This is a genomic window from Paenibacillus glycanilyticus (assembly GCF_023715145.1).
In the GTDB taxonomy this organism is placed as follows: Bacteria; Bacillota; Bacilli; order Paenibacillales; family Paenibacillaceae; genus Pristimantibacillus; species Pristimantibacillus glycanilyticus_A.
The window spans coordinates 158,208-180,284 of sequence record NZ_JAMBNP010000002.1 but is presented as its reverse complement, the minus strand read 5'-3'; the positions used below and the strand labels follow the sequence as shown (position 1 = coordinate 180,284).

Sequence of the window (22,077 nt, the reverse complement as noted above, 5' to 3'; positions counted from 1 at the left end):
GCCATCAAGAACAAGCGCAAAAAGAAGCTGCCCCAACGGACAGCTTCTTCTCCTTTAACAATTTCATTAATTTGATGACGCTCTTATCTTGTCTTTCACATCGTCCTTAGCGGCGCTGAAGGCATCCATAACATGCTCGTTGGACTTCTTGGCGCGATCGGACAAATCCGACGCTTCTTCCCTCACGCTGGACAAAACATCCTTTGTTCTATCCTTGGCCGTCGAAGCAAGTTCCTGAGTACGCTGGTTGAACGCCTGGAACTTATTCGAGATATCCTCCCTCAGCTTCACACCTGACTTTGGCGCAAGTAGAAGTGCCCCAACAGCACCTACCGCTGTCCCGACAATTGTACCTACCAGCAGACCGCTACCTGTGTTTTCCTTTGGCATAGTTATCTCTCCTTTATTCCGTTCTCGTATTCGAAACCGTATTCGATCTCGTATTATCTATTACACCAAAAGAATAAGTTTGAAACATTCCGAATTCCGCGAAGCCCACGAGATAAAAAATGTTGCATCTTTTAATGTTTATGACATATACTGTTTATACAATAATCAGTGTACAACGTACACAGAAATGAGGCGTTTCGTGAAACAACTGGCGATTGAAATATCGGGTCTTCGAAAAAGCTTCGGCAAACAAACCGTTCTTAACGGTGTCGACCTGTCGGTTCCGGCCGGAACCGTCTTTGCTCTCCTTGGTCCAAACGGAGCCGGCAAAACAACCCTGATTCATATTTTGTCTACCTTAATTGCGCCGGATGAAGGGAAGATTCGCGTGGGAGGTTATGATGTCCTCGCAGAACAGGATCATGTCAAGCAGCACATCAGCCTGACCGGCCAGTTCGCTGCCGTGGACGAAGTCTTATCCGGAGAAGAGAATTTAAGGATGATCGGCAGGCTTTCCGGATTAACCGCCGCACAGTCCCGTATTCGTACGGAAGAGCTTCTGAGGGCATTCGATCTCGTGGATGCGGCCAGGAAAAAGGTAAAAACCTATTCGGGAGGCATGCGGCGAAGACTGGATCTTGCCATCAGCATGGTGGTCAGCCGACCCGTTATTTTCCTTGACGAACCTACAACCGGGCTTGATACCATCAGCCGGCGGGCATTATGGGACATTATCAGTCAGCTTGCGAAACAAGGAATGACGGTATTTCTGACGACGCAGTATTTGGAAGAAGCCGATCAGCTTGCTGATCAGATCGCCGTTATTAACGGCGGCAGGATCGTGGCATCCGGGAGCGCCGAGCAATTAAAGGCTCGCGTGGGGGGAGAAGTTATTGAACTCTTGAATGCTCATGATGAAGTCATTCATGCCGTTCCAACCACCGGCAGCATTCAGGATATCAGCCGTACTTTGAATGATCTGGTCCATTCGGTTCCACACGGAACGCGGGTAAACATCCGCCGACCAAGCATGGACGATGTATTTGTAGCCCTAACAGCCAATACGAAAGAGGTGCTGCACGTATGATAACAGCAGAGAAACCGGTGAAGCCGGCATCGATTCTTACGACAAACCTTGTCTTTATCACCCGCAGCCTCCGTCACAGCCTTCGCAATACGGAAGCCCTGCTTATGGCCATCATGCTGCCCGTCATGCTGATGCTTCTCTTTACTTACGTGTTTGGAGGGGCCATCGATTCAAGCGGAGACTATGTGAATTACGTGGTTCCGGGCATTATTTTGCTCTGTGCCGGCTTTGGCTCTTCAAGCACGGCCGTCGATGTGTCCAATGATATGACCAATGGCATTATCGACCGGTTCAGAACCATGCCGATCAAAAGCCTCAGCGTTGTGACCGGGCATGTGGTAGCCAGTCTTGCCCGCAACTTATTTGCAACCGGCGTTGTGTTTGGTGTCGCCCTGCTCGTTGGATTCCGTCCGAACGCCAGCTTTGTGGAGTGGGTGCTCGCCATTGCTGTCATTACCCTGTTTATTCTGACCTTCACCTGGTTATTCGCAGCAATCGGCTTAGTGGCGGGAAGTCCTGCCGCTGCGAGCGGTTATGGCTTTGCGCTCTTATTCCTTCCTTATCTGTCCAGCGCTTTTGTTCCAACAGACACGATGCCTTCATGGCTGCAAGGCGTGGCTAATCATCAGCCGATTACTCCTGTTATCGAGACCATCCGGGGACTGCTGACGGGTACGCCTCTGGAAGACAGCGCATGGTGGGCCGTTGGCTGGTGCCTTGCCATCCTCGCCATTGCTTTCTTATGGAGCATTTCCTCCTTCCGAAAAAAAGCCGGACGCCGTTAACAAAGCCATCCATAGCAAAAAGGACAGCAGCTGATGATTATCATCAACCTGCTGTCCTTTTTGCTACTTGGAAGCCAGATAATGCTCCACCCCATCCAATATCCGCTCCAGGCCAAAATCAAAGTCGTTGCCGATCGGATTGTCCGCCGGATTCTCCTCGGTGTATACGCCAGACGCGATAATAGGCTGCAGATCCGGATAACGATCCTTCTTAACAAGAAGCTTAAGCGCCTTGGTATAATCAAGACCGCTGAATGAACCCGGACTTGCTCCTCCTTGTATGGCCCGCTCCATATCCCGCTGGATCATGCCGGTGGAACGCGCGTAGCTGCTAAGGAGCAATACCGTAGACATCTTCTCATAGTCATTAAGCGGCAGATTGCGCAGCGGCCGAAGGGCCAAATCAACGATCAGCAGGTTATTCGGAGTTATAGGCACTCCGGACACCGGGATATCCGCAAACCAGGGATGCTTGACAAAGACGTCAATACAAGCACGAACATACTGACGCAGTCCTTCCCGCCAATCCGCTATCGCTTCTTCGGGCTGATCCGGGAAATGGCAGACCGCTTCCTGCATAAGCAACAACAGATCGTCTTTGCTTTCCACATAACGGTAAAGCGACATGGCCGTAAACCCCAGGGAAGCCGCCACCCGGTTCATGGACACAGCCTGCAGCCCTTCCTTGTCCGCAAGTTCAACGGCCGCAGCAACAATCTGGTCAATGGACAGCTCGCGCTTCGGCCCTCTTTGCGGCTCCTTCACCAGCCCCCATGCCAGCGCGACTCCGCGAGGCAGGCTGCTGACTATTTTTTGTTCGTCCTCATGATCCATTTGGTTATCCTCCATACCGATAATTGCTTATTATATAAACAGTATATCACAAAATAGGCATTAACAAAAAAACAGCCCCCGTTAAGAGACCGCTGCAAAAGTACCTATTTAGAAAAAATCACAAAAATCAGGGAGTCAAAAATGACCTCCTGAACAAGAAACGAGCCTTAGAAGCGATTCTGGAGGCTCGTTTTTCTTTGATTTTTTCCTTAGTCTAAAAAAGTGGACTTTTGCAGGGTTCTCCGTTAGGGAGCTGTTTTTTCTTAATCCATACCATGCTCTTCCCGGATTTTGTACAACCCTTTCAAGAGCAGTTCCGCCGGATCGCGATTCAGCAGCAAATGCGTATACAACAGATGAAGAGAGAAAGCGCAAACATTATTGCCATCGGATATAGCCGGGAAACCCGTTTCGAATACCGGGCCTTTAAGCTCCTCATTCCAGGCAAGTCCTGCGTGAACCTTCTCTTCAGGGAATTCTTCTTCGACAGCCTTAATGCAATGCGGGATGAGTACATGATCTATTAATGCCTTGGCATCATCTTCGCTTGCAGGGGGGTCCGGAAGAGGTTTGCCCCCTTCGGTTTTCATCAGTTCATAGAAAAACGAAGCCATCCATTCTGTTGCCTCATCGTTGCCCGCTTGGAAGTTCGCGATTAACTCGCGAAGGAAAAAGCCGCATACATAGTCGCTGCCCGATTCATCCTTCGCTTTGTAAACAAACACGGGACCATAAAGCTCTTGATTCAATACTTGGCCTTGGACGTCTTCGAAATGTCGTCTCAATGCGACAAAGCCGTTATGCTGGACCGCTTTGACCAGCTCAGCGAATTGCTTCGCCTCTTCTTCTTGATTGCCTTTGATCTCTTCGTTAGTTGTCTCGTTATTCATTATTCGCTTCACCCATAATCATCATATCATTCCATCAATTAAACAGTCTAGTCCATTTCCCATGAGAAAAAAGAAAGCCGCCCAGGAAGGACGGCCCCTCTTTATTGGTTATTCTACCCCATGCTTCTGACGAAGCTTGGCGAGCGCAATCAGAATCGTTTCCGAAGGATCGCGGTTCAATTGCATCATTTTATACAGGTAATGAATCGGGAAAACGCATTTCTCCGACGGTATGTCGATAAAGCCAAGCTCAAGGACAGGAGTAAGGTTGTCATCAAGTCCGCGGTTTCCGGTAATCCGAAGCGGAGCGAATTCTTCGCTGACCGCTCCAAGGCAATGCGGGAACAGGACATCATCGATAAACGCTTCTTCCTTCTCTTCGCTTTCAGGTGGAGCAGGCAGCTCTTTGCCGAATTTGTTTGTTTTCATCAGCTCGTAGAAGAAGGATGCCATCCATTCCCCTGCTTCCCGGCCGCCATCCTGGAATTGTTCAGCCAGCTCGCGCAGGAAGAAGCCGCAGTCGTAGGATTTCTTGAAATCATTCGTCACGCGGTAGATGAAGATCTGTCCGAACTTCTCATCGTTTACAATAAGACCTTCAACATTTGGGAAGAATGGCCGCAAGGAAGCTAGTCCCTTTTGGAAAATCGTCTTCATGAGCGAGTCCCAGACTTCCGTATTATCGTTATTATTCGTATTCGTCATATCATTATTCATCGTGTAATCACCCTCAAGCATCATACCATCCGGCGCTTTGCACCGTCCAGTGCTATACTTTAACAGTCTTAACCGCGGCTAACGAAGAACGGAAGCTTCTCGATGCCCGCCAGTCCGTCTTCATGAACATATCCATCGAGCCCGTTATATGAAGCGCCAGTTCCGCAACCGTCATCCCCTTCTCCCAAGGTTTGAAGGACAGCTGCTCCGTTGTTGCCTCCTCCAACATGTCGTTTAGGACGTTTCGGTGGCTTTTCCACCCGGCAATAAATTCATTGATGTTCACCTTTACGCTTTTTCCCGATTGCACCAATCCGCTATAAAAGAAATCATGACCTTCGTGTATTCTATAAGCTCTCTAATGTCCAAGCTTTCATCCACCGCATGGGCTTTGCCCAGCTCTCCGGGACCGTAGATAACCGTCGGAATACCTGCCCTGCCGATCCAGCCCGCGTCCGTAACCGTCGGACTCATCCCGACTTCCGCCTCGCGCTGCAGGACAGCCTTATGATTCATTAACAAGGCGTTAACGCCGTCGCCATTCTGATCCAGCTTTAATGAAGGGAATATCTCTCCCCGCTCCTCAATCATGGACCTGCCGCCCCAACGAAATACGGGAGGATTGTCCCTGAGCCAAGGATCCGCTTGTGCCACGCGAATCAAATGCTCCTCGATCTCCGCGGCAACCGATTCGTAATCCTCATCCGGGTAAAAATGAACCGTTATCCATAACGAGCAGCGATCCGCAATAAACGCCGCATGTCGTCCTCCTTCAATAACGGCGGGGTTTATCGTATTTGATCCTGGCGCGAATCCCGGATACGATTTGGTTACCGCCCAATGCCGCTCCAGCTCTTGAAGTCCGGCAATCAGCTTGGCCATCTTCTCAATGGCGCTTGCCCCGTGCAGCCCGCCTCCCGCATGAATCATCCGCGAGCGCATCGCATCATGATGAGTAACCGGGCTTTGCACGGTTACCCACCCGGTAATAACCCCGCCCTGGCCTTGAACGGCAAGATGGCTTGTATCCGCTACAATGGCAAAATCCGCTTCGCATCCCCGCTCCATGCAGGCTCTTGTCCCTGCCTCGCCAGCTTCCTCTCCGATCACGGAATGGAAGTGAAGATCTCCCCTCAGTTCAATACCCGCTTCAACCAGAAGCCTAACGGCAAACAACAGGGCAGCAAGACCAGCCTTCATATCCGCCGTCCCGCGGCCGTAGACTCTTCCATCATGAATAGATAACCGAAAAGGATCTGCGGACCATTCGGAGCTGTCGCCAACTTCGGCTACATCCATATGTCCGTTCAAGAGCAGGCTCCGGTAAGCACTGCTTTGCGTTCCTTTAAGAACGGCGGTTACATTCGGATCACCGGGATACACTTCCCACAGCTCGGTCTCAAAGCCTAGGCCTCTTAGCTGCTTCTCCATATACTGCTGTGCTTCCATTGTATTGCGCGCGGGCGGGCTAACCGTCGGGAACGCAACCAGCTCCGCCAACAAAGCAAATAGCTCTTCTTGCCGCTCCTCGACTTGATTGCATAGCTGCTGCAGCTTTAATTCTTTCATCTAATACCTCCCTCATGACGATAATAAAACTCTATTTCTACTATAGAGGATTCCATCGTTATCGATCAATTTTTACAACGCTCAAAAAAATTTACATTGCGTTAACATGATTCGGGTTTTCTGTTTACGTAGCCCTACTACAATGACTCTTGTAAGGAAAAACAAAAATGAAAGTTTGGAAGGGGAACCTACTCAAAATGAAGAAGTCTCTGATCGTCACTATGGCACTGACATTGTCGCTTTCGCTCGCAGCATGCGGCAACAACACAAACAGTGCAAACAACGGAAACGCGGCCGCAACAAACAATGCTCCAACAAATAACACTGCTTCCGCTGATCTGTCCGGTTCGATTCTGGCATCTGGCTCTACAGCTCTTCAACCACTTGTTGACCAAGTATCCAAAGAGTTCATGGAGAAAAATACAGGCGTATCGATTCAAGTTCAAGGCGGCGGCAGCGGTACTGGTCTGACGCAAGTATCCGAAGGCCAAGCGCAAATCGGCAACTCCGACGTATTCGCTGAAGAGAAGCTTGACGCTGACAAAGCAGCTGAACTGGTTGACCATCAAGTAGCGGTAGTAGCTATGGCTGCCGTTACAAACAAAGACGTAGGCGTAGACAACCTGACGAAACAACAACTGGTTGACATCTTCACTGGCAAAGTAACGAACTGGAAAGAAGTAGGCGGCAAAGACGAGAAAATCCAAATCGTTAACCGTCCAGCTAGCTCCGGTACTCGCGCTACTTTCGAGAAATTCGCTCTTGGCACAAAAACAGAAGACCTTGCGGGTTCGATCCAAGAGGATGCTTCCGGTACAGTTAAGAAGCTCGTAAGCGAAACTCCTGGCGCAATTGGTTACCTGGCGCTGTCTTACCTGGATGATTCGGTAACAGCCGTGAAATACGAAGGCGTTGACGCAACTGTAGACAACGTGGCAAAAGGCACTTACCCGGTATGGGCTTACGAGCACATGTATACAAAAGGCGAGCCTGATGCGGCTACTAAAGCTTTCCTCGATTACATGGTATCTGAAGATGTTCAAAACGATGAAGGCGACGTAGTTGAAATGGGCTACATTCCAATCAGCAAAATGGAAGTTAAACGCGATGCTGCAGGCGCTGTAACGAAATAATTGAACAAAAATAAATAAAGGCATAGTCAAGAGGCGGGTCAGCTCGTCTCTTGACTGCATGCCTATATGTACACTAAGTAAAGGGTGGTCACGATGAAGAAGTCTAATGATCGGGAAGTAGCCACGCCGCATCTTGCGGAGGAATGGGTTGGCAAAGTTTATACATTCATCTGCATCTTGTTTCTTATCATCACCATTTTTTCGATGGTTTACTTCGTCGCATCAAAAGGACTTAGTACCTTTATCGTAAACGGCGTAAATGTAAAGGATTTGTTAACAGGATTGAAGTGGCAACCAGAAGGCGAACCGCCGATCTTTGGCGCATTGCCATTTATTTTTGGATCTTTCAGTACATCGATTCTCGCAGCCATCATAGCTGCTCCGCTTGGTTTCTGCGCGGCAGTGTTTATGGTTGAATTGTCTCCAAAGCTCGGCCGTACATTTATGCAGCCGGTTATTGAGCTTCTTGCCGGCATCCCATCCGTTGTATACGGATTTGTTGGCTTAAGCGTAATCGTACCATTATTCCGCGATCTGTTCCCCGGCCAAGGCGTCGGTATCGCAGCAGGCTCGCTTGTACTTGCCTTTATGATTTTACCCACAATTACGACTATAGCAACGGACGCGCTGGCTTCCCTGCCGGCGGGCTTGAAAGAAGGCTCGTACGCGCTTGGCGCAACCCGTTGGCAAACCATATATCGCATCGTCCTGCCAACTACGCTTCCCGCGCAGATGACAGGTATTGTACTTGGTATCGCGAGAGCATTTGGCGAAGCACTAGCCGTACAGATGGTTATCGGCAATGCTCCCCATATCCCGCATTCCCTATTCCAATCGACTTCAACATTAACCAGTGCCATTACACTTAGCATGGGCAACACGGCGATGGGCTCCGTTCAAAATAACGCCCTCTGGTCGCTTGCATTAATTCTGATGCTGATGACCTTCGTATTCGTCTTTATCATTCGCTGGCTGGAAGGAAGGAAGAAGCTATGAGCGCCAAAACCGCAGATAAAGTTGCAACAGGCATTATTGTTACCATTACCGGCTTAATTGCTCTCGCCCTGATTGGACTTTTGGGCTACATTTTGTTCCGGGGTCTTGGCCATATCAGCTGGCACTTCCTGACTTCCCCGCCGGAGACGATCCGCAAAGGCGGCGGTATTGGACCGCAGCTGTTCAACTCGCTGTTCCTGCTCGTATTAACCATGATTATTACCGTGCCCCTTGGTATCGGTGCCGGTATCTATATGAGCGAATATGCGAAAGCGGGCAAAATCACTTCCGCTATTCGTCTGGTAGTCGAGGTATTGTCCTCCTTCCCTTCGATTATCGTAGGTTTGTTTGGCCTTCTTGTCATCGTTAATAAATTTAACCTGGGCTTCTCCCTGTTATCCGGCGCTATTGCGCTCACAATCTTCAACCTGCCGCTTATGGTGCGGATTACCGAGCAAGGCCTTCGCAGCGTGCCGGTACAGCAGAAGGAAGCAAGTCTTGCGCTTGGGATTTCCAAGTGGAAAACGATTCGTTCCGTACAGCTTCCTATCGCTTTGCCCGTTGTACTCTCCGGTTCGATTCTGGCTGCAGGCCGGATCTTCGGGGAAGCGGCAGCGCTCCTGTTCACCGCCGGCATGAGCAGCCCGCGTCTTGATTTCAGCGACTGGAATCCGCTCCATTCCGATTCGCCGCTGAACCCGCTTCGTCCGGCTGAAACGCTTGCCGTTCATATCTGGAAGGTTAACTCGGAAGGTCTCGCACCGGATGCTACGCAAATTGCCGCAGGTGCTTCGGCCGTACTTATCATTACGGTACTTCTCTTCAACTTAGGCGCAAGGGCGCTTGGACGATACATGCATAACAGATTTACAGCTTCGAAATAAGCTCATGCTTACGAAGCAAGAATTGCTTCACCATTCTTTAAGCTCATGCTTACGAAGCAAGAATTGCTTCACCATTCTTTAAGCTCATGCTTACAAGCAAGAATTGCTTCACCATTCTTTAAGCTCATGCTTTCAAAGCAAGAATTGCTTCACCATTCTTTAAGCTCATGCTTTCGAAGCAAGAATTGCTTCACAATTCTTTTTAGGAGGTACTCAGCGTGACAGAAATCGCATTGTCTGCCAAACAATTAAACGTTCATTATGGAGAAAAGCATGCCGTTCACGACGTCTCGCTTGATTTTGAAGAAAAGGAAGTTACCGCTCTAATCGGTCCTTCGGGCTGCGGCAAATCGACCTTCCTGCGAAGCCTTAACCGGATGAACGACCTTATCCCTTCCTGCCGCGTAACAGGCGATATTTGGCTTAAGGATCAGAATATTAACGGCGCAAGCACCGATGTTGTCGCGCTCCGCAAAAATATCGGCATGGTATGGCAGCGTCCCAATCCGTTCCACAAATCGATCTACGAGAATATCGCCTTTGGCCCGCGCTATCACGGCGTCAAGAACAAGAAGCAGCTGGACGAGATCGTCGAGCAGTCGCTTCGCAAAGCAGCGATCTGGGAGGAAACGAAGGACCGCCTGCACAAGTCCGCTCTTGCTTTATCCGGCGGCCAGCAGCAACGCCTTTGTATCGCGCGCACGATCGCGGTTAAGCCGGATGTCATTCTGATGGACGAACCGGCCTCGGCGCTGGATCCGATCTCGACCTCCAAAATCGAGGAATTGATCTCGGAGCTGAAGCAGGATTACAGCATCGTGATTGTTACCCATAACATGCATCAAGCAGCACGCGTATCGGACAAAACCGCTTTCTTCTTGAATGGTCATGTGGTTGAATACGATAAGACGGAAACGATCTTTACCAATCCGACCCACCAACGGACGAATGATTACATTACCGGCCGTTTCGGATGATGAAAGAATACAAACAATAAGGGCTAGAAGAACCGGTCAGGTTCATCTAGCCCTTATTGTTTATGAATTAGTATCCAAGAACGCTCTTCGTCTTGCCGAAGATTTCATTGGCCATTTGCGCGTAACGGTCGCTGCCGTTTGCTTGTACTTGTTTTACATAATTATCGTAGTTCTCGAGCTTCTCTTGGCCTGTAATGAACTTGAGCGTCATTGTGCTGACAAAGTCCATCAGCGGCTTCGAGATCAGGTTTAACTGCTCGCTCTCGTCCGCCGTGCCCATAATCGGCGGTGCCAGCTTGCGAGGCTCGCGATTATTCAGGACGCGGGAGACGAAATCTTTTTCCCCTTCAGTCATTTTGGACATTCTAAGCTTGGAGGTACCGCCGTAAGCGAATACGCCGCCGCCGAAGCCATAGTCCGCATTCAGTTTTTTCGCGGCTGTCGGATTCATGCCATTGTAAGTGATGTCCGGATTAAGCGTAATATTGCCGCTTGCATCCTTCGTGTACGTCTCGCCTTCTACGCCCCACAGACTGAGGGTTTGTCCTTCTTCCGAATACCAGAGCCAGTCAACGAAGCGAAGCATCTTGATAAATTTCTCTTCGCCCAAATCCTTCAGCGCATTCTGGCTGATCATAATGCCGTTCTCAAGACGGGAAGTTTCAACCATCAGCTGACCTTTTGGACCGCCCGGCTGCGTAATCATATACAGCTCCGCGTTTGGATCTTCCATCTTTGTCTGATAATCGGCCAGCAGCTGGTAGTTGCCGTTAAGAACAAAGGTATCGCCTTTGAAGAATTTGGATTTCGCGGCATCATCCTCTTGCGTGAACGATTCCGGATCCATAATGCCTTCCGTAATCAGCTTGTTGAAATAGGAGACAAAGTCCTTGAAGTCCTGTGTGTTATTCGCAAATTCGAACTGATTGGTATCATGGTTGAAGCGCATGCCGTTTGCTTTGCCCCAGCCCGCGGTTACCCCATATTCAACGGCAGCAATATTCAAGGTAGACTCGCCTTTGAATTCATCGGAGAACACGTACTTTTTGCCTGTAAATTCCTTTACCTTTTTCATTGCGGCATAGAAGTCTTCATAGGTCCATGTCGCTTCTTTGGACAGGTCTACGCCTGCTTTTTCGAAAATATCTTTACGGATAATATAGGAGTAGCCGCCGCCAGGCGCTTCCCACAAACCAGGCAGTACATAGTATTTGCCGTCAGCCTGCATCTTCACCTTCAGATCTTCCTCCATGCCCCAGTTCTTGACGGCCTTCTGGAAGTTAGGCATATATTGTACATAATCGCTGATCGGCACGATTTGTCCGCCGGCAACAAATGCTCCTTCTTCATACGTTTTTGGAATGATATAAGGAGCATCCCCGCTGTTTACGAGCAGTGATTTCTGATTCTCGTATTCCGTTCTTGCCGTGGTGGCCAGATCAAACTCTACGTTTGTTTTTTCTTTAATCGCGCTCCATAATCTCCAGTCTTCCTTGTAAGGATAGGCTTCATGGTCGCTGTACATCATGGAGTACTTAACCGGTTCATTCGAGTGGAAGGTAATATCCTCCCCAAAGGTATAATCCTCCGTCTCTGACTGGGTTGCATTTGTTGCTGCATTCGATTCCGCAGGTTTGTTATTGCCGCCGGAATTCCCATTATTGCCGCTGCACGCCGCCATTACAGACAATACCATCATGACTGACACAATCATTCCCATTGCTCTACTGAATCTTTTCATGCCGTGCCTCCCTTTTAATAGTTATCGAACTTATATAACAGAACCTGCCTCGCGGCCGTTCCGGTTATATCGCGGTTTAGCCTTTTACCGAACCAATCATCATGCCTTGCACGAAATACTTCTGCACAAAAGGATAGATACAAATAATAGGCAAAGAGGTTAGGACCATGGCTGCTGATTTGACGGTTGCGGCAATCTGATTCGCCTGCTCGGAGCTCGCGCCAATCTCCGTCGGGCTGATCGCTGTCTCGATAACCTGCCGCAGGTACAGCGCCACCGGCCACTTCTCTTTTGATTGGATATAGAGCGATGCATCAAACCAGCTGTTCCAGATGCCAACTACGACAAACAGTACCATGGTAGCGAGAATGGGCTTCGATAACGGAAGCGTAATCCGGAGAAAGATGCCATACACGTCAAGCCCGTCTACCTTCGCCGATTCCTCGAGTTCATTCGGAAGACTGGAGAAAAAGGTTTTCATCAATATCACGTTAAAGGCGCTTATGGCACCGGGAATAACAAGAGCCCAGATCGTGTCGCGCATGTCGAGCGTCTTCGCGACCATAATGTAGTTCGGGATCAGACCGCCGCCGAAATACATGGTGAACAAAACGAACGGAATAAAGAACTTGTTAAGACGCAGCTTTTCCTTGGAGAGCGGATAAGCCATAATGGCTGTCGCCGTAACGGAGATCAACGTTCCGATTGCAGCGTATAGAATCGTATTGCCGTAATAGCGGAAGAAATCCGGCTTGCTCAAGATAACCTTATAGGTAAGGGCCGTGAAATCGACCGGATAAAAGGATACCTTTCCGGCATATACAGCGGCTTCCGAGCTAAAGGACTGCGCGATCAGATAAATAAACGGATATAAGGTGAACAGCACGACTACGGTCATGACTAACCCGTTAATACCTTGAAAGATACGGGAAGATGAGGTTTCCTTCACGTTAAGCGCTCCTTCCTACCACAGACTGGACTTCGTCGTTTTTTTGGAAATCGTATTGGCCATCGTTACCAGAATGAGACCGATAACTCCTTCGAACAGGCCGACAGCCGTTGCAAAGCTGAAGTTGCCTCCGGTAATACCCATCCGGTATACATAGGTGGAAATCACGTCCGCCGATTCGTAAGTAAGCGGATTGTACAAGAGCAATACTTTCTCAAAGTTCGAGCCCATGATACCGCCGATATCCAGAATGAGAAGCGTCATGATCGTAGGCAGAATACCCGGAATGGTAACATGCCAGGCAAGCCGCAACCGGCTGGCGCCATCGATTCTTGCGGCTTCGTACAGCTCGGTGTTGATTCCGGTCATCGCGGCCAGATACAAGATTGTTCCCCAGCCGAGACCTTGCCAAATGCCGGAGGAAATATAGATGGCCGGGAACCATTGCGGGAGCGAGATGAACGGGATCGGATCCATGCCGAAGTTCATAAGCAGCGCGTTAATCGGGCCGGAAGCGGAGAGCATCTCCTTGACCATGCCCGCCACGATAACCATCGAGATGAAATGCGGCAGATACGAGACGGTCTGGACGAACTTTTTCAGCTTCAGCCGACGAATTTCATTAATCAGAAGCGCAAAAATCAAGGTTAACGGGAAACGGACAACCAGATAAGCAACGCTTAGGAAGATGTTGTTCCAGAACGCCCGCCAGAAGGTGGGATCCTTCATAAACATCCGGAAATATTGCAGGCCTACCCACTCCGTTCCAAGGAAGTTAGGGCCTCCCCTGTACTTTCGGAAAGCGATTACATTCCCGATCATGGGAGCGTACTTGAAAATGAGAAAATAAATGATGGGAAGAACGAGGAAGGAATACAGCTTCCACTCTTTTCTGACATGCTTCCAAAGCGGTGAGACATCCAATACTTTGCTTGAGCCTTCCATTTATCTCCACTCTCCTCTAGTCCATTACGTCTACTGACCGATCAGAAATAGCTATATTTAACTACTTTAGTCGCATGGTCATGTGGACTTCATGATGAAATAATGCAAAATAGAAGTCATTTCCCAACAAATGTATTCGCTTTCATTGGCTTTATTATAGCGATATTTGATTTGACCCTCTTCGTAAATATAGCTGTCGACTTATCAAATATTGCCTTTTTTGATAGACTTATTGATTTTAAAAGAAGAGGATGCCATTATCTGATTAGTTACTAACGAGAGGAAGTGTGATAGTTGATCCCCATCCTTAACGGAGCCAAAGAAACCGTATCTTACGGTGAACACCTAGGAATAAGGATTTTCCTGAATAAGGAAGTCGAGAACTATCCGATACATTGGCATACCGCCGTGGAAGTCATCATGCCGCTCGACAACATCTATACGGTTATCGTTGACGAGACCAAGCTTGTCCTCTATCCGAACGATATTCTGGTTCTGCCTCCGGGCGAGCTTCATGAGATCTTCGCCCCCGATTCCGGGACTCGGCTGATCCTCCAGTTCGACTGCTCGCTGCTGTACTCGCTGAACGGGTTTGATTCAACCTTTCATTTGCTTCGCCCATGCTTCCTGATTACGGCAGAACAAAATAAAGAGCTGCACGGACTGTTAAGACCCATGCTGCTTGAGCTGGTGAATGAATATTTCAGCCATACGATGCTGAAGGAGGCTTCCACTTATGCCAAGCTCATCAACTTCTTCGTGTCGCTGAGCCGCAATTTTATGCATGAGGAACGCCGATTCCCCCGTACGAAGAGCAATAAGCAGCATAAATACATCGATAAATTTTTGCAGGTTTGCAACTATATGAACGAGCATTGCACGGAGGATATTTGCGTCGAGGAGCTCGCCGAGCTGTCGGGCTTCAGCAAGTATCATTTCACGCGCATGTTCAAGCAGTACATGGGATTGTCCTATTACGACTACCTGATTCAGCATCGCATTATGCATGCGGAAAAGCTGCTGACCGATCCGAATCTGTCCATTATGGAAGTCGCCATGCGATCCGGTTTTGGCAGCCTCCCAACCTTCAACCGCGTGTTCAAGACATACAAGAAATGTACGCCTTCGGAGTATAAGGCTTTGCACGGGAGTAACCTCGGGATACAAAAAACGAGATAAATGTACATCCTGCACATCTGAACCGTTTGCGTTTAACCGTTATTAAAGAGTAAGCAAATAACCGTGCGGCAAAATATCCGCACGGTCATTATTGTTAAGTTTGCTTTGCTTTAGGAACGCTTTGACCGCTCTTGCGGATGGAGAGAGCGGCTGCGGCGAGAGCCAGGATGAGGACAAGGCCGGCTGCAAGCGGATTATACAGGACGGTCTCCTGCCAATTAACAACTAGCCCGCCAACGCTGGCTCCTGTGGCGATGCCTATTTGAGTGACGGAAATGTTCAAGCTGATGATGAGATTTGACGATTGCGGTGCCCGCTCGATGAAGTAGGTTTGCGTAGCTGGACCTAAGGTGAACATCGACATTATCCAGAGCGAGAGCAAGGTCATGGCAAACGGGAAGGAATGAATCGCTAAAGGAAGCAGCAGAAGCGCAATGACATGGATCATGACTCCGATCATAATGAGCTTGGCGCTTCCCCACTTATCCACGGCAGAGCCTCCGATCCTGGAGCCTACTGCACCGGCCAATCCAAACAGCAGCATCGTAAGACCAATCTCAGCAGTGCTTCTGTGAAGAATATCGCCTAGGAACGAAGCGATGTAGGTGAACATCACCGAATTGCCCGCCTCCCGGAACAGGACAAGCAGCAAAGCGTATAAGATGACCGGATTGGCCAATACCCCCAGATGCTGCCGGAAAGGAACCGGGGCATCTCCTTCGATTTGCGGAAGCAGCAGAGCCAGGCCAATGAGAATTACAATGCCTCCTGCCCCAAGGAACAAAAAGATCATCTGCCAGTTATACAGGTTAGTTAACGCAACACCCAGCGGTACGCCCAATATCATCGCGCTGCTGAACCCGAGTATAATCGTACCGATCGCGCTGCCAATCTTTTCAACCGGCACCAGCTTGGCTGCGGCACTAAATGCAGCCACCATAAACACGCCTGAGCTTACGCCAAGCAGCATCCTTGCGGCCATCAACCATACAAACCCGCTGACCGCAATCGAAAGGAAATTGCCGGCTATAAACACCGCTATTGCAATCAGCAAGAGCCTTTTCCTCGGCAGCTTAGCCGTCACTGCGATAATAATCGGCGTTCCAATCGCAAAAGCGAGCGAATAAGCCGTAATCAGCTGACCGGCCAGGCTGACTGAAATATGCATTTGATCGGCTAACACGTTTAAGATTCCGGCAATGACCAGCTCCGAGGTTGCGGTGAAGAATACCGCTATCATTAAGAGGTAAATGACCAGACGATTCATATCAACACTTCCTTCCATCTCCATCGATTCATTTGATTTAATTGGATTATATCGGGGTTGCTTACTTTAAGTAAGAACGCAATTTATTTTGGTATAATCCATCGTTTTGGAGTTACTTACCGTTTGGTAAGCGGATATCCAACAAAAAAAACCGCAAGAGCGGATAGCTCCTGCGGTTAAAACGTTAGCTTGCTGCTTATGATTTACTGAGCCTGGGATTAGGGGAGTCGCCCCATTTCTGCACCCATTTCTCCATCTCTCTAAGCGCGGCTTGAAAGTCCCTGCCCTTCTCCGTCAAAGCGTACTCCACCGTTACGGGCACCGTCGGGAAAACCGTGCGGACAACGAGGCCATTGTTCTCCAAGTGGCGGACCGTATTCGTTAAGGACTGCGTCTTCACAATGGATACCTTCCTTTGCAGCTGATTAAACCGGAGAGGTCCGTTCATCAGCTCCTCCAGCACAAGAAACGCCCATTTGGCCCCCAATATTTGCAGCACTTCGCAAATGCTAGAGCCTGTGTTTTCGTTGCCGATCGCTTCGCTGTTGCCTTCCATGTTGATAACCTCCTAACTGTCTCAACTGCCGACTATATCAATTGGCGTCTCTTGTCCATTAATAAAGACCTTTATGGCGTCAGCCCTATCATGCTTATTAATCTTATAAATCGAGATTGGCTTTATTCGGTCATCTTTAAGATCAGAGGTTTCCGAAACATCCATGAGAATCGCTAAGACGTCATTTTGTATTTCCGCATGCATACCAGCAAGAAGCTTCACCTTCTCGCCTTGTTCTGCAGTTGAGTAGTTCACGATTAAATACTCATTCATACCAGTAGCAGAATATAAATATATGCCATTCTTGCTTTTATTCCGCTCGACAAACATGCTAACATCATGATTCAGCTTTTGCTGGCCTACTTCCTTCATTAAGGAAGTTGAGTGACTGCAGCCGACAAGAACAAAAGCAAGCAATAACAGCATACATGCGAGCTTATACAATTGATCCTCTCCATTTGCGAAAGTTCATTTTCTATATGCTGACTTTACCACAATCATCCATATCTGCACACCGTCTTGCTGACTAGAATATACACTCTATGCAAAAAAAAGAAGCTGTACCCTCGTCACTTGCGTGACTCTTGGAACAGCCTCTCTCGTCCTTTTTATTGAGCGAATTCCGCATGCAGCCGATCAAACAGCGCTTTAAGCTTCACAGCCGCATTCTCGGAGAACATCAGCTTCAGGTTACTATCCGAATCTTTCGCAGAATGCGAGGAATAGTCGTACATCTTCCGCTCATAAGCTGCGACTGCCTGATTCATGTCTTCATGATCTGCGATGGCAAGCGCAAGCTCTGCAGCATCCCTCATCGCCAGATTAACGCCTTCGCCCGCAAAGGGGGACATCAGATGCGCGGCGTCTCCAATCAGCGTAATGCCCGATTTATGCTCCCACTTAAGTCCAACCGGCAGCATGTAGATCCTTCTTGGCAGAACGAGCTCCTCGGACAAACGAATATAGTTCTGGAGCTCCTCCGACCAATCTCCGAAATAGTCAAGCAGCTGCCGCTTCGCTTCCTTCGGCTGGTCAAACGGTATTCCGCATGTATCCAGCCAGCTCTGCTCGGCCGTGAAGGTTAGATAAACTTTGATTTTACCGTCCCCATTCAGCTGCGCAAGTATTCCTTTATGATCGTCCAGCGCAAATACCTTGCCCCTTGCATTAAAGGCTACCTGCTCAGGATTTGCCTCGGCATCCACATGCAGCTCCACCATCGTTAATCCCGCATAGGAGGCCTTAGCATCTGTCAGAAGCGGACGAAGCTTGGAGAACGCGCCATCCGCACCAATGACAAGATCAACCGTTGCCGTCTCCCCATTATCAAAATGTAGTTCATGCCGACCGCCTTCGAGCGGGATTGCCTCCGTCAATTTATAGCCGTAGCGGATCGTATCCGGCAGCAAATCCTGCAACAGGAGACCGCATAACGTTCCGCGGTCTATCTCCGGACGGCCGCCTGTCTCTCCCGCCTCCGCCCTTTCGTCCATATAAATCTTGCCGGACTTATCGAATAAACGGAAGTCCTCCCCTTCATAACGGGCAATGGCATGGAACTGTTCAAGGAGTCCCGCTTCCTTCAGCGCCATTTGACCGGAATCCTCATGAATGTCGAGCGACCCGCCTCGCTGGCCGTTTGCATCCTGCGCTTCGCGCTCATATACCGTTGCCTTAATGCCATGTCTTTGCAGGATTAATGCAAGCGTAAGTCCACCAGGGCCTCCGCCGATAATCGCGATTTGTTTCTGTGTTTTATTTATTGTAGTCATATGACCATCTCCTATATCCATGTCTGTTGTTTTTCCTTACACAGATATAGTAACGCTGCCGCTTAAACTGAATTTAAACGGAATTGCATTTTTGTAAATAACCAAGCCTCAGGCAGTAAAAATAATAGCAAAAGGAGATGGCGGCTAGGCCATCTCCTCAGATGAAATTTTATGTCCGCCGCATATAAGCGCGCACCGTAATTGGAGCAAATACCGCAACGATAACAAGGGCACCTACCAAGGACCAAACAAGATCCGAGCCAACCGTGCCGGAATTGGTTAATTCGCGAACAGCGGAGACAACATGCGAAACCGGGTTAATGTTTACGAACCACTGCAGCCAATTCGGCATCGTATCTGCCGGCACGAATGCATTGGACATAAACGTTAACGGGAATAATACGAGCATCGAGATCCCTTGCACGCTGGAAGCCGTACGGGAGATAACGCCAAAGAAAGCAAAGATCCAGCTCATCGCCCACGAGACAAAAATAACGAGCAAGGCAGCAAGAACAACGTTTCCGAAGCCTCCGTCGGGACGGTAACCCATAATGTAGCCCATGGAGAACGTAAGGACGGTTGCAATCGTGTATCTGATCGTGTCGGCAAGCAGCGCTCCGGCAAGAGGCGCTATCCGCGCGATCGGCAGCGATTTGAACCGGTCAAAGACGCCTTTATCCATATCCTCCCGGAGCTGAACCCCGGTTACGATGGACGTGGTAATAACCGTCTGAACCAGAATACCCGGTATGATAACCGGCAAATAGCTTTGCACGTCACCGGAAATCGCCCCGCCGAAAATATAAGTGAACATCAAGGTGAAAATAATCGGCTGCAGCGTAACGTCAAACAGCTGCTCCGGGGTACGGCGGATTTTCAAGATGCCCCGGTATGCCATCGTAAGCGAATGGCGCAGGGTTTGGATAAAGCTGGTGTGGTTTTTCAAATGACCTGTTTTTACTGATGAACTCATACGTTTACAGCCTCCGCTCTTTTTGTTTCCGCGCCCGTTTCTTTGGCTTTCTCTTCAACCCCGTGACCGGTGATTGTCAGGAACACTTCATCCAGAGTTGGCTTCTGAACGCTGACCTCGGACAAGGTAATGCCTTTCTCTCGAAGCGCGATCAACAGATCCGTAACCAGGTCGGCATTAGCCATAGGCGCTGTAATTTTTGCAGCTTCGCTTGTTAAGGTAGCTTGAACCTGTAGCACATGCTCCACCGTATAACGCGCTATTTCCATATCGGATTGGTTCTCGACTCTCAGATGCAAGGAAGAAGTCCCTACGGAATGCTTCAATTCATCTACCGTGCCTTCCGCAACAACATGGCCGCGGTCAATAACGGCAATCCGATCGGCCAATTGGTCGGCTTCATCAAGGTATTGAGTGGTCAGCAGAACCGTAGAACCCGTATTCACCAGCCGGCGGATCGTATCCCACATTTGAGCGCGGGTCCGCGGATCAAGGCCGGTTGTTGGCTCATCCAGGAAGATAAGCGGCGGCTGTGCTATTAGACTTGCAGCCAAGTCCAGACGGCGTCTCATGCCGCCCGAAAAGTTCTTAAGCGGGCGCTTCGCAGCTTCCGTCAGCCCGAACTCCTCCAGAAGCTCAGCTGCTTTCTTCCTTGCTTCCGAACGTCCCAGTCCAAGCAAGCGGGAGAAAATAACCAAGTTTTCGGTTGCGCTGAGCGACTCGTCAACCGATGCGTATTGTCCGGTAACCCCAATCAATTGACGGACGATCTGAGACTCCTTCTCCACATCATGTCCAAAAATCCGTGCCGAGCCGGCATCCGGACGCAGCAGCGTCGCCAGCATGCGGATCGTTGTTGTTTTGCCTGCTCCGTTTGGACCAAGCACGCCATAGATAGAGCCTGCTTTCACATTCAGATTAACGCCGTCTACGGCTTTGTTGTCGCCAAACACTTTGACTAGACCATGCGCTTCGACCGCCCAGTCGCCGTTGTTTGGCTGCTTTGCATTTTTATATTCCATTTCCTGTTTCCTCCCAAGAATTGTTGATGTCGTAATCCTAACGTACATTTTTAAACTGAATTTAAACGAAGGTTACTTTTGAAAATAGCCTTGAACATCGCTGTACTAATCTTAATTCAATTCATTTACTGCTAAATCAGTCTCCAGATGTATTCCCGTTTAGTCCGGAGCACGAAAAACAACAAAACCGCCCGTTGTCCCGGGCGGTTCATTGAGTTAGTCGGACAATCCGGCAGACCGGAGCGTCTTCATGATAAGCACGGTTGCCTGCTCTTTGGTGACGGTTGCCTGCGGAGCAAGACGGCTTGCCGATACGCCGTTCATAATTCCTCTTTCGACTAACAGGGCAACGGAGGATACGGCATAGCCGGATACTTTGTTGCGGTCCGTGAAGCGGTTCAGCGCATTGGAATCGGTTCGTGCGGAAATCCCCGCATAAGCCAGTGCTTTCGCCAGAATGACGGCCGCTTCCTCGCGGGTGACAGACGCGGTTGGGTGAAAGAGACCGCTGCCTCGGCCGTTGATCAGGCCAGCTTCCTTCGCAGCGGCAATATCGGCCGCATAAGCGGATTCTGCCGCCACATCTTTAAAGGCTGTACCCGCAGCGGAGCGGTCAGGCAAGATACCCAGCGCCCTGACGATCAAAGAAGTCACTTCCGCACGGTTCAGCTCTCGTGCTCCGTCAAACTTGCCGCCCGCATCGCTTGTAACGATCAGCTTGGCTGCTGCTTGCCACGCATCCTGCTGTGCCCAAGCCGCAAGCGAATCCGTGAAGGAAACCGTCGTCTCGACCAATCCGTAGACGCTGTTGCCTTTACGCTTGAGATCCACGGTTACCGTTCCGTCGGCGTTGTCCGTGAACAGAACGGGCACCGGGCGAAGCTCGCCTGTTTCCGGCAGATAAACGACGCCGGCCGTTTGAGCTTTATGGATATCGGAGCCTTTGACAATAAAGGTATGGGAAAGCAGGTTATTGCCGAAATCGGTTATCTCGCCGTAGGCTCCGGTTGTATTTTTCCCTTCGACCTTAAAGGTCAGCGGGGCGGCAACCGGTATGAAGCCTTCTTCTTGAAGCAGCTTCGTCCATGCATCCGTTACTCCCGGCTCCGGAGCTCCGATTACGATTCGGATATCCGTCCCTGCCGGTAACGCTGCAGCAGGAATGGAGAATGCCGAACCTTGCCAGCGGACAATGATAACCGCATCCTTGTCTTTAGCTGCAATTGCGGCTATCCATTCTTTTGCCGCGGACACTTCGATCTGCTTGCCTTCCCCAGTTACTAGAATCGGGAACTCCCGGGATGTGGAGGATGCAATCTCTTTCAGCGCCGCATCCAATGGAAGGCTGACCAGCAGCTTATCTCCGTCTTTGACAACTAGCGTATCCAGTCCTTCCTGTCCGGCAGGCCCG

The 22,077-nt window shown here is 49.6% G+C and carries 23 protein-coding genes; 7 read left to right on the top strand and 16 right to left on the bottom strand.

The window, feature by feature from the left end; all coding sequences use genetic code 11:
- Positions 1-66: 66 nt before the first annotated feature.
- Positions 67-390, bottom strand: coding sequence for a YtxH domain-containing protein (locus M3194_RS06035; RefSeq protein WP_251652459.1), 324 nt, complete (start codon positions 388-390; stop codon positions 67-69).
- Between the two features lie 199 nt (positions 391-589).
- Between M3194_RS06035 and M3194_RS06030 the strand changes: the two genes are divergently transcribed.
- Positions 590-1,477, top strand: a complete 888-nt coding sequence (locus M3194_RS06030; RefSeq protein WP_251652457.1) for an ATP-binding cassette domain-containing protein — start codon at positions 590-592, stop codon at positions 1,475-1,477.
- The gene (locus M3194_RS06025; RefSeq protein ID WP_251652455.1) at positions 1,474-2,262 is read left to right on the top strand and encodes an ABC transporter permease; all 789 of its coding nucleotides are present in this window, start codon (positions 1,474-1,476) and stop codon (positions 2,260-2,262) included. The genes M3194_RS06030 and M3194_RS06025 overlap by 4 nt, the downstream gene beginning before the upstream one ends.
- 63 nt (positions 2,263-2,325) lie before the next feature.
- On the opposite strand, the gene M3194_RS06020 is transcribed toward M3194_RS06025, so the two are convergent.
- From M3194_RS06020 to M3194_RS06000, 5 genes are all read right to left on the bottom strand, one after another.
- Entirely contained in the window at positions 2,326-3,096 is a 771-nt protein-coding gene (locus M3194_RS06020) for a TetR/AcrR family transcriptional regulator (RefSeq protein ID WP_251652453.1), read from the bottom strand.
- Between the two features lie 263 nt (positions 3,097-3,359).
- A complete protein-coding gene (locus M3194_RS06015) occupies positions 3,360-3,986 on the bottom strand; it encodes a hypothetical protein (protein ID WP_251652451.1) in 627 nt (208 codons plus the stop codon).
- Between the two features lie 108 nt (positions 3,987-4,094).
- Positions 4,095-4,703: a hypothetical protein gene (locus tag M3194_RS06010; RefSeq protein WP_251652449.1), complete on the bottom strand. Its 609-nt coding sequence runs from the start codon at positions 4,701-4,703 to the stop codon at positions 4,095-4,097.
- 52 nt (positions 4,704-4,755) lie between these two features.
- Positions 4,756-4,989 carry a DinB family protein gene (locus tag M3194_RS06005; protein ID WP_251652447.1) on the bottom strand — a complete coding sequence of 78 codons (234 nt, stop codon included), beginning with the start codon at positions 4,987-4,989 and terminating at the stop codon, positions 4,756-4,758.
- Between the two features lie 2 nt (positions 4,990-4,991).
- Positions 4,992-6,272 (bottom strand): acetylornithine deacetylase, encoded by a 1,281-nt coding sequence (locus M3194_RS06000; protein ID WP_251652445.1) that lies wholly within the window; start codon positions 6,270-6,272, stop codon positions 4,992-4,994.
- Between the two features lie 197 nt (positions 6,273-6,469).
- Here M3194_RS06000 and M3194_RS05995 point away from each other — a divergent pair, with 197 nt between their 5' ends.
- From M3194_RS05995 to pstB, 4 genes are all read left to right on the top strand, one after another.
- Positions 6,470-7,405, top strand: a complete 936-nt coding sequence (locus M3194_RS05995; RefSeq protein WP_251652443.1) for a phosphate ABC transporter substrate-binding protein — start codon at positions 6,470-6,472, stop codon at positions 7,403-7,405.
- A gap of 93 nt (positions 7,406-7,498) precedes the next feature.
- Positions 7,499-8,401 carry a phosphate ABC transporter permease subunit PstC gene (pstC, locus tag M3194_RS05990; RefSeq protein WP_251652441.1) on the top strand — a complete coding sequence of 301 codons (903 nt, stop codon included), beginning with the start codon at positions 7,499-7,501 and terminating at the stop codon, positions 8,399-8,401.
- Positions 8,398-9,285 (top strand): phosphate ABC transporter permease PstA, encoded by an 888-nt coding sequence (gene pstA, locus M3194_RS05985; RefSeq protein ID WP_251652439.1) that lies wholly within the window; start codon positions 8,398-8,400, stop codon positions 9,283-9,285. Before pstC ends, pstA begins: the two co-directional genes overlap by 4 nt.
- 218 nt (positions 9,286-9,503) lie before the next feature.
- Positions 9,504-10,262: a phosphate ABC transporter ATP-binding protein PstB gene (gene pstB, locus M3194_RS05980; protein ID WP_251652438.1), complete on the top strand. Its 759-nt coding sequence runs from the start codon at positions 9,504-9,506 to the stop codon at positions 10,260-10,262.
- A 67-nt stretch (positions 10,263-10,329) separates the two neighbouring features.
- Here the strand turns inward: pstB and M3194_RS05975 are convergent, their stop codons facing one another.
- The 3 genes from M3194_RS05975 to M3194_RS05965 form a co-directional block, all read right to left on the bottom strand.
- A complete protein-coding gene (locus tag M3194_RS05975) occupies positions 10,330-12,003 on the bottom strand; it encodes an ABC transporter substrate-binding protein (protein ID WP_251652437.1) in 1,674 nt (557 codons plus the stop codon).
- 76 nt (positions 12,004-12,079) lie between these two features.
- Positions 12,080-12,901, bottom strand: a complete 822-nt coding sequence (locus M3194_RS05970; RefSeq protein ID WP_285889174.1) for a carbohydrate ABC transporter permease — start codon at positions 12,899-12,901, stop codon at positions 12,080-12,082.
- Positions 12,902-12,967: 66 nt separating this feature from the next.
- Positions 12,968-13,897 carry an ABC transporter permease gene (locus M3194_RS05965; protein ID WP_251652433.1) on the bottom strand — a complete coding sequence of 310 codons (930 nt, stop codon included), beginning with the start codon at positions 13,895-13,897 and terminating at the stop codon, positions 12,968-12,970.
- 294 nt (positions 13,898-14,191) lie between these two features.
- On the opposite strand from M3194_RS05965, the gene M3194_RS05960 reads away from it, so the two are divergent.
- A complete protein-coding gene (locus M3194_RS05960) occupies positions 14,192-15,076 on the top strand; it encodes a helix-turn-helix domain-containing protein (RefSeq protein ID WP_251652431.1) in 885 nt (294 codons plus the stop codon).
- A 94-nt stretch (positions 15,077-15,170) separates the two neighbouring features.
- On the opposite strand, the gene M3194_RS05955 is transcribed toward M3194_RS05960, so the two are convergent.
- The 7 genes from M3194_RS05955 to M3194_RS05925 all read right to left on the bottom strand — a co-directional run bounded on the left by M3194_RS05955 (position 15,171) and on the right by M3194_RS05925 (position 22,004).
- Positions 15,171-16,343, bottom strand: coding sequence for an MFS transporter (locus M3194_RS05955; protein ID WP_251652429.1), 1,173 nt, complete (start codon positions 16,341-16,343; stop codon positions 15,171-15,173).
- A gap of 196 nt (positions 16,344-16,539) precedes the next feature.
- Positions 16,540-16,899 (bottom strand): winged helix-turn-helix transcriptional regulator, encoded by a 360-nt coding sequence (locus M3194_RS05950; protein ID WP_251652427.1) that lies wholly within the window; start codon positions 16,897-16,899, stop codon positions 16,540-16,542.
- Positions 16,900-16,920: 21 nt separating this feature from the next.
- Entirely contained in the window at positions 16,921-17,343 is a 423-nt protein-coding gene (locus M3194_RS05945; RefSeq protein ID WP_251652425.1) for a hypothetical protein, read from the bottom strand.
- Positions 17,344-17,507: 164 nt separating this feature from the next.
- Positions 17,508-18,671, bottom strand: a complete 1,164-nt coding sequence (locus tag M3194_RS05940) for an FAD-dependent oxidoreductase (protein ID WP_251652423.1) — start codon at positions 18,669-18,671, stop codon at positions 17,508-17,510.
- 169 nt (positions 18,672-18,840) lie between these two features.
- Positions 18,841-19,644, bottom strand: a complete 804-nt coding sequence (locus M3194_RS05935) for an ABC transporter permease (protein WP_251652421.1) — start codon at positions 19,642-19,644, stop codon at positions 18,841-18,843.
- On the bottom strand, positions 19,641-20,666 hold the full coding sequence (locus M3194_RS05930; RefSeq protein ID WP_251652419.1) for an ATP-binding cassette domain-containing protein: 1,026 nt from the start codon (positions 20,664-20,666) through the stop codon (positions 19,641-19,643). The genes M3194_RS05935 and M3194_RS05930 overlap by 4 nt, the downstream gene beginning before the upstream one ends.
- Positions 20,667-20,882: 216 nt before the next feature.
- Positions 20,883-22,004 carry an S-layer homology domain-containing protein gene (locus tag M3194_RS05925; RefSeq protein WP_251652417.1) on the bottom strand — a complete coding sequence of 374 codons (1,122 nt, stop codon included), beginning with the start codon at positions 22,002-22,004 and terminating at the stop codon, positions 20,883-20,885.
- Positions 22,005-22,077: the final 73 nt, after the last annotated feature.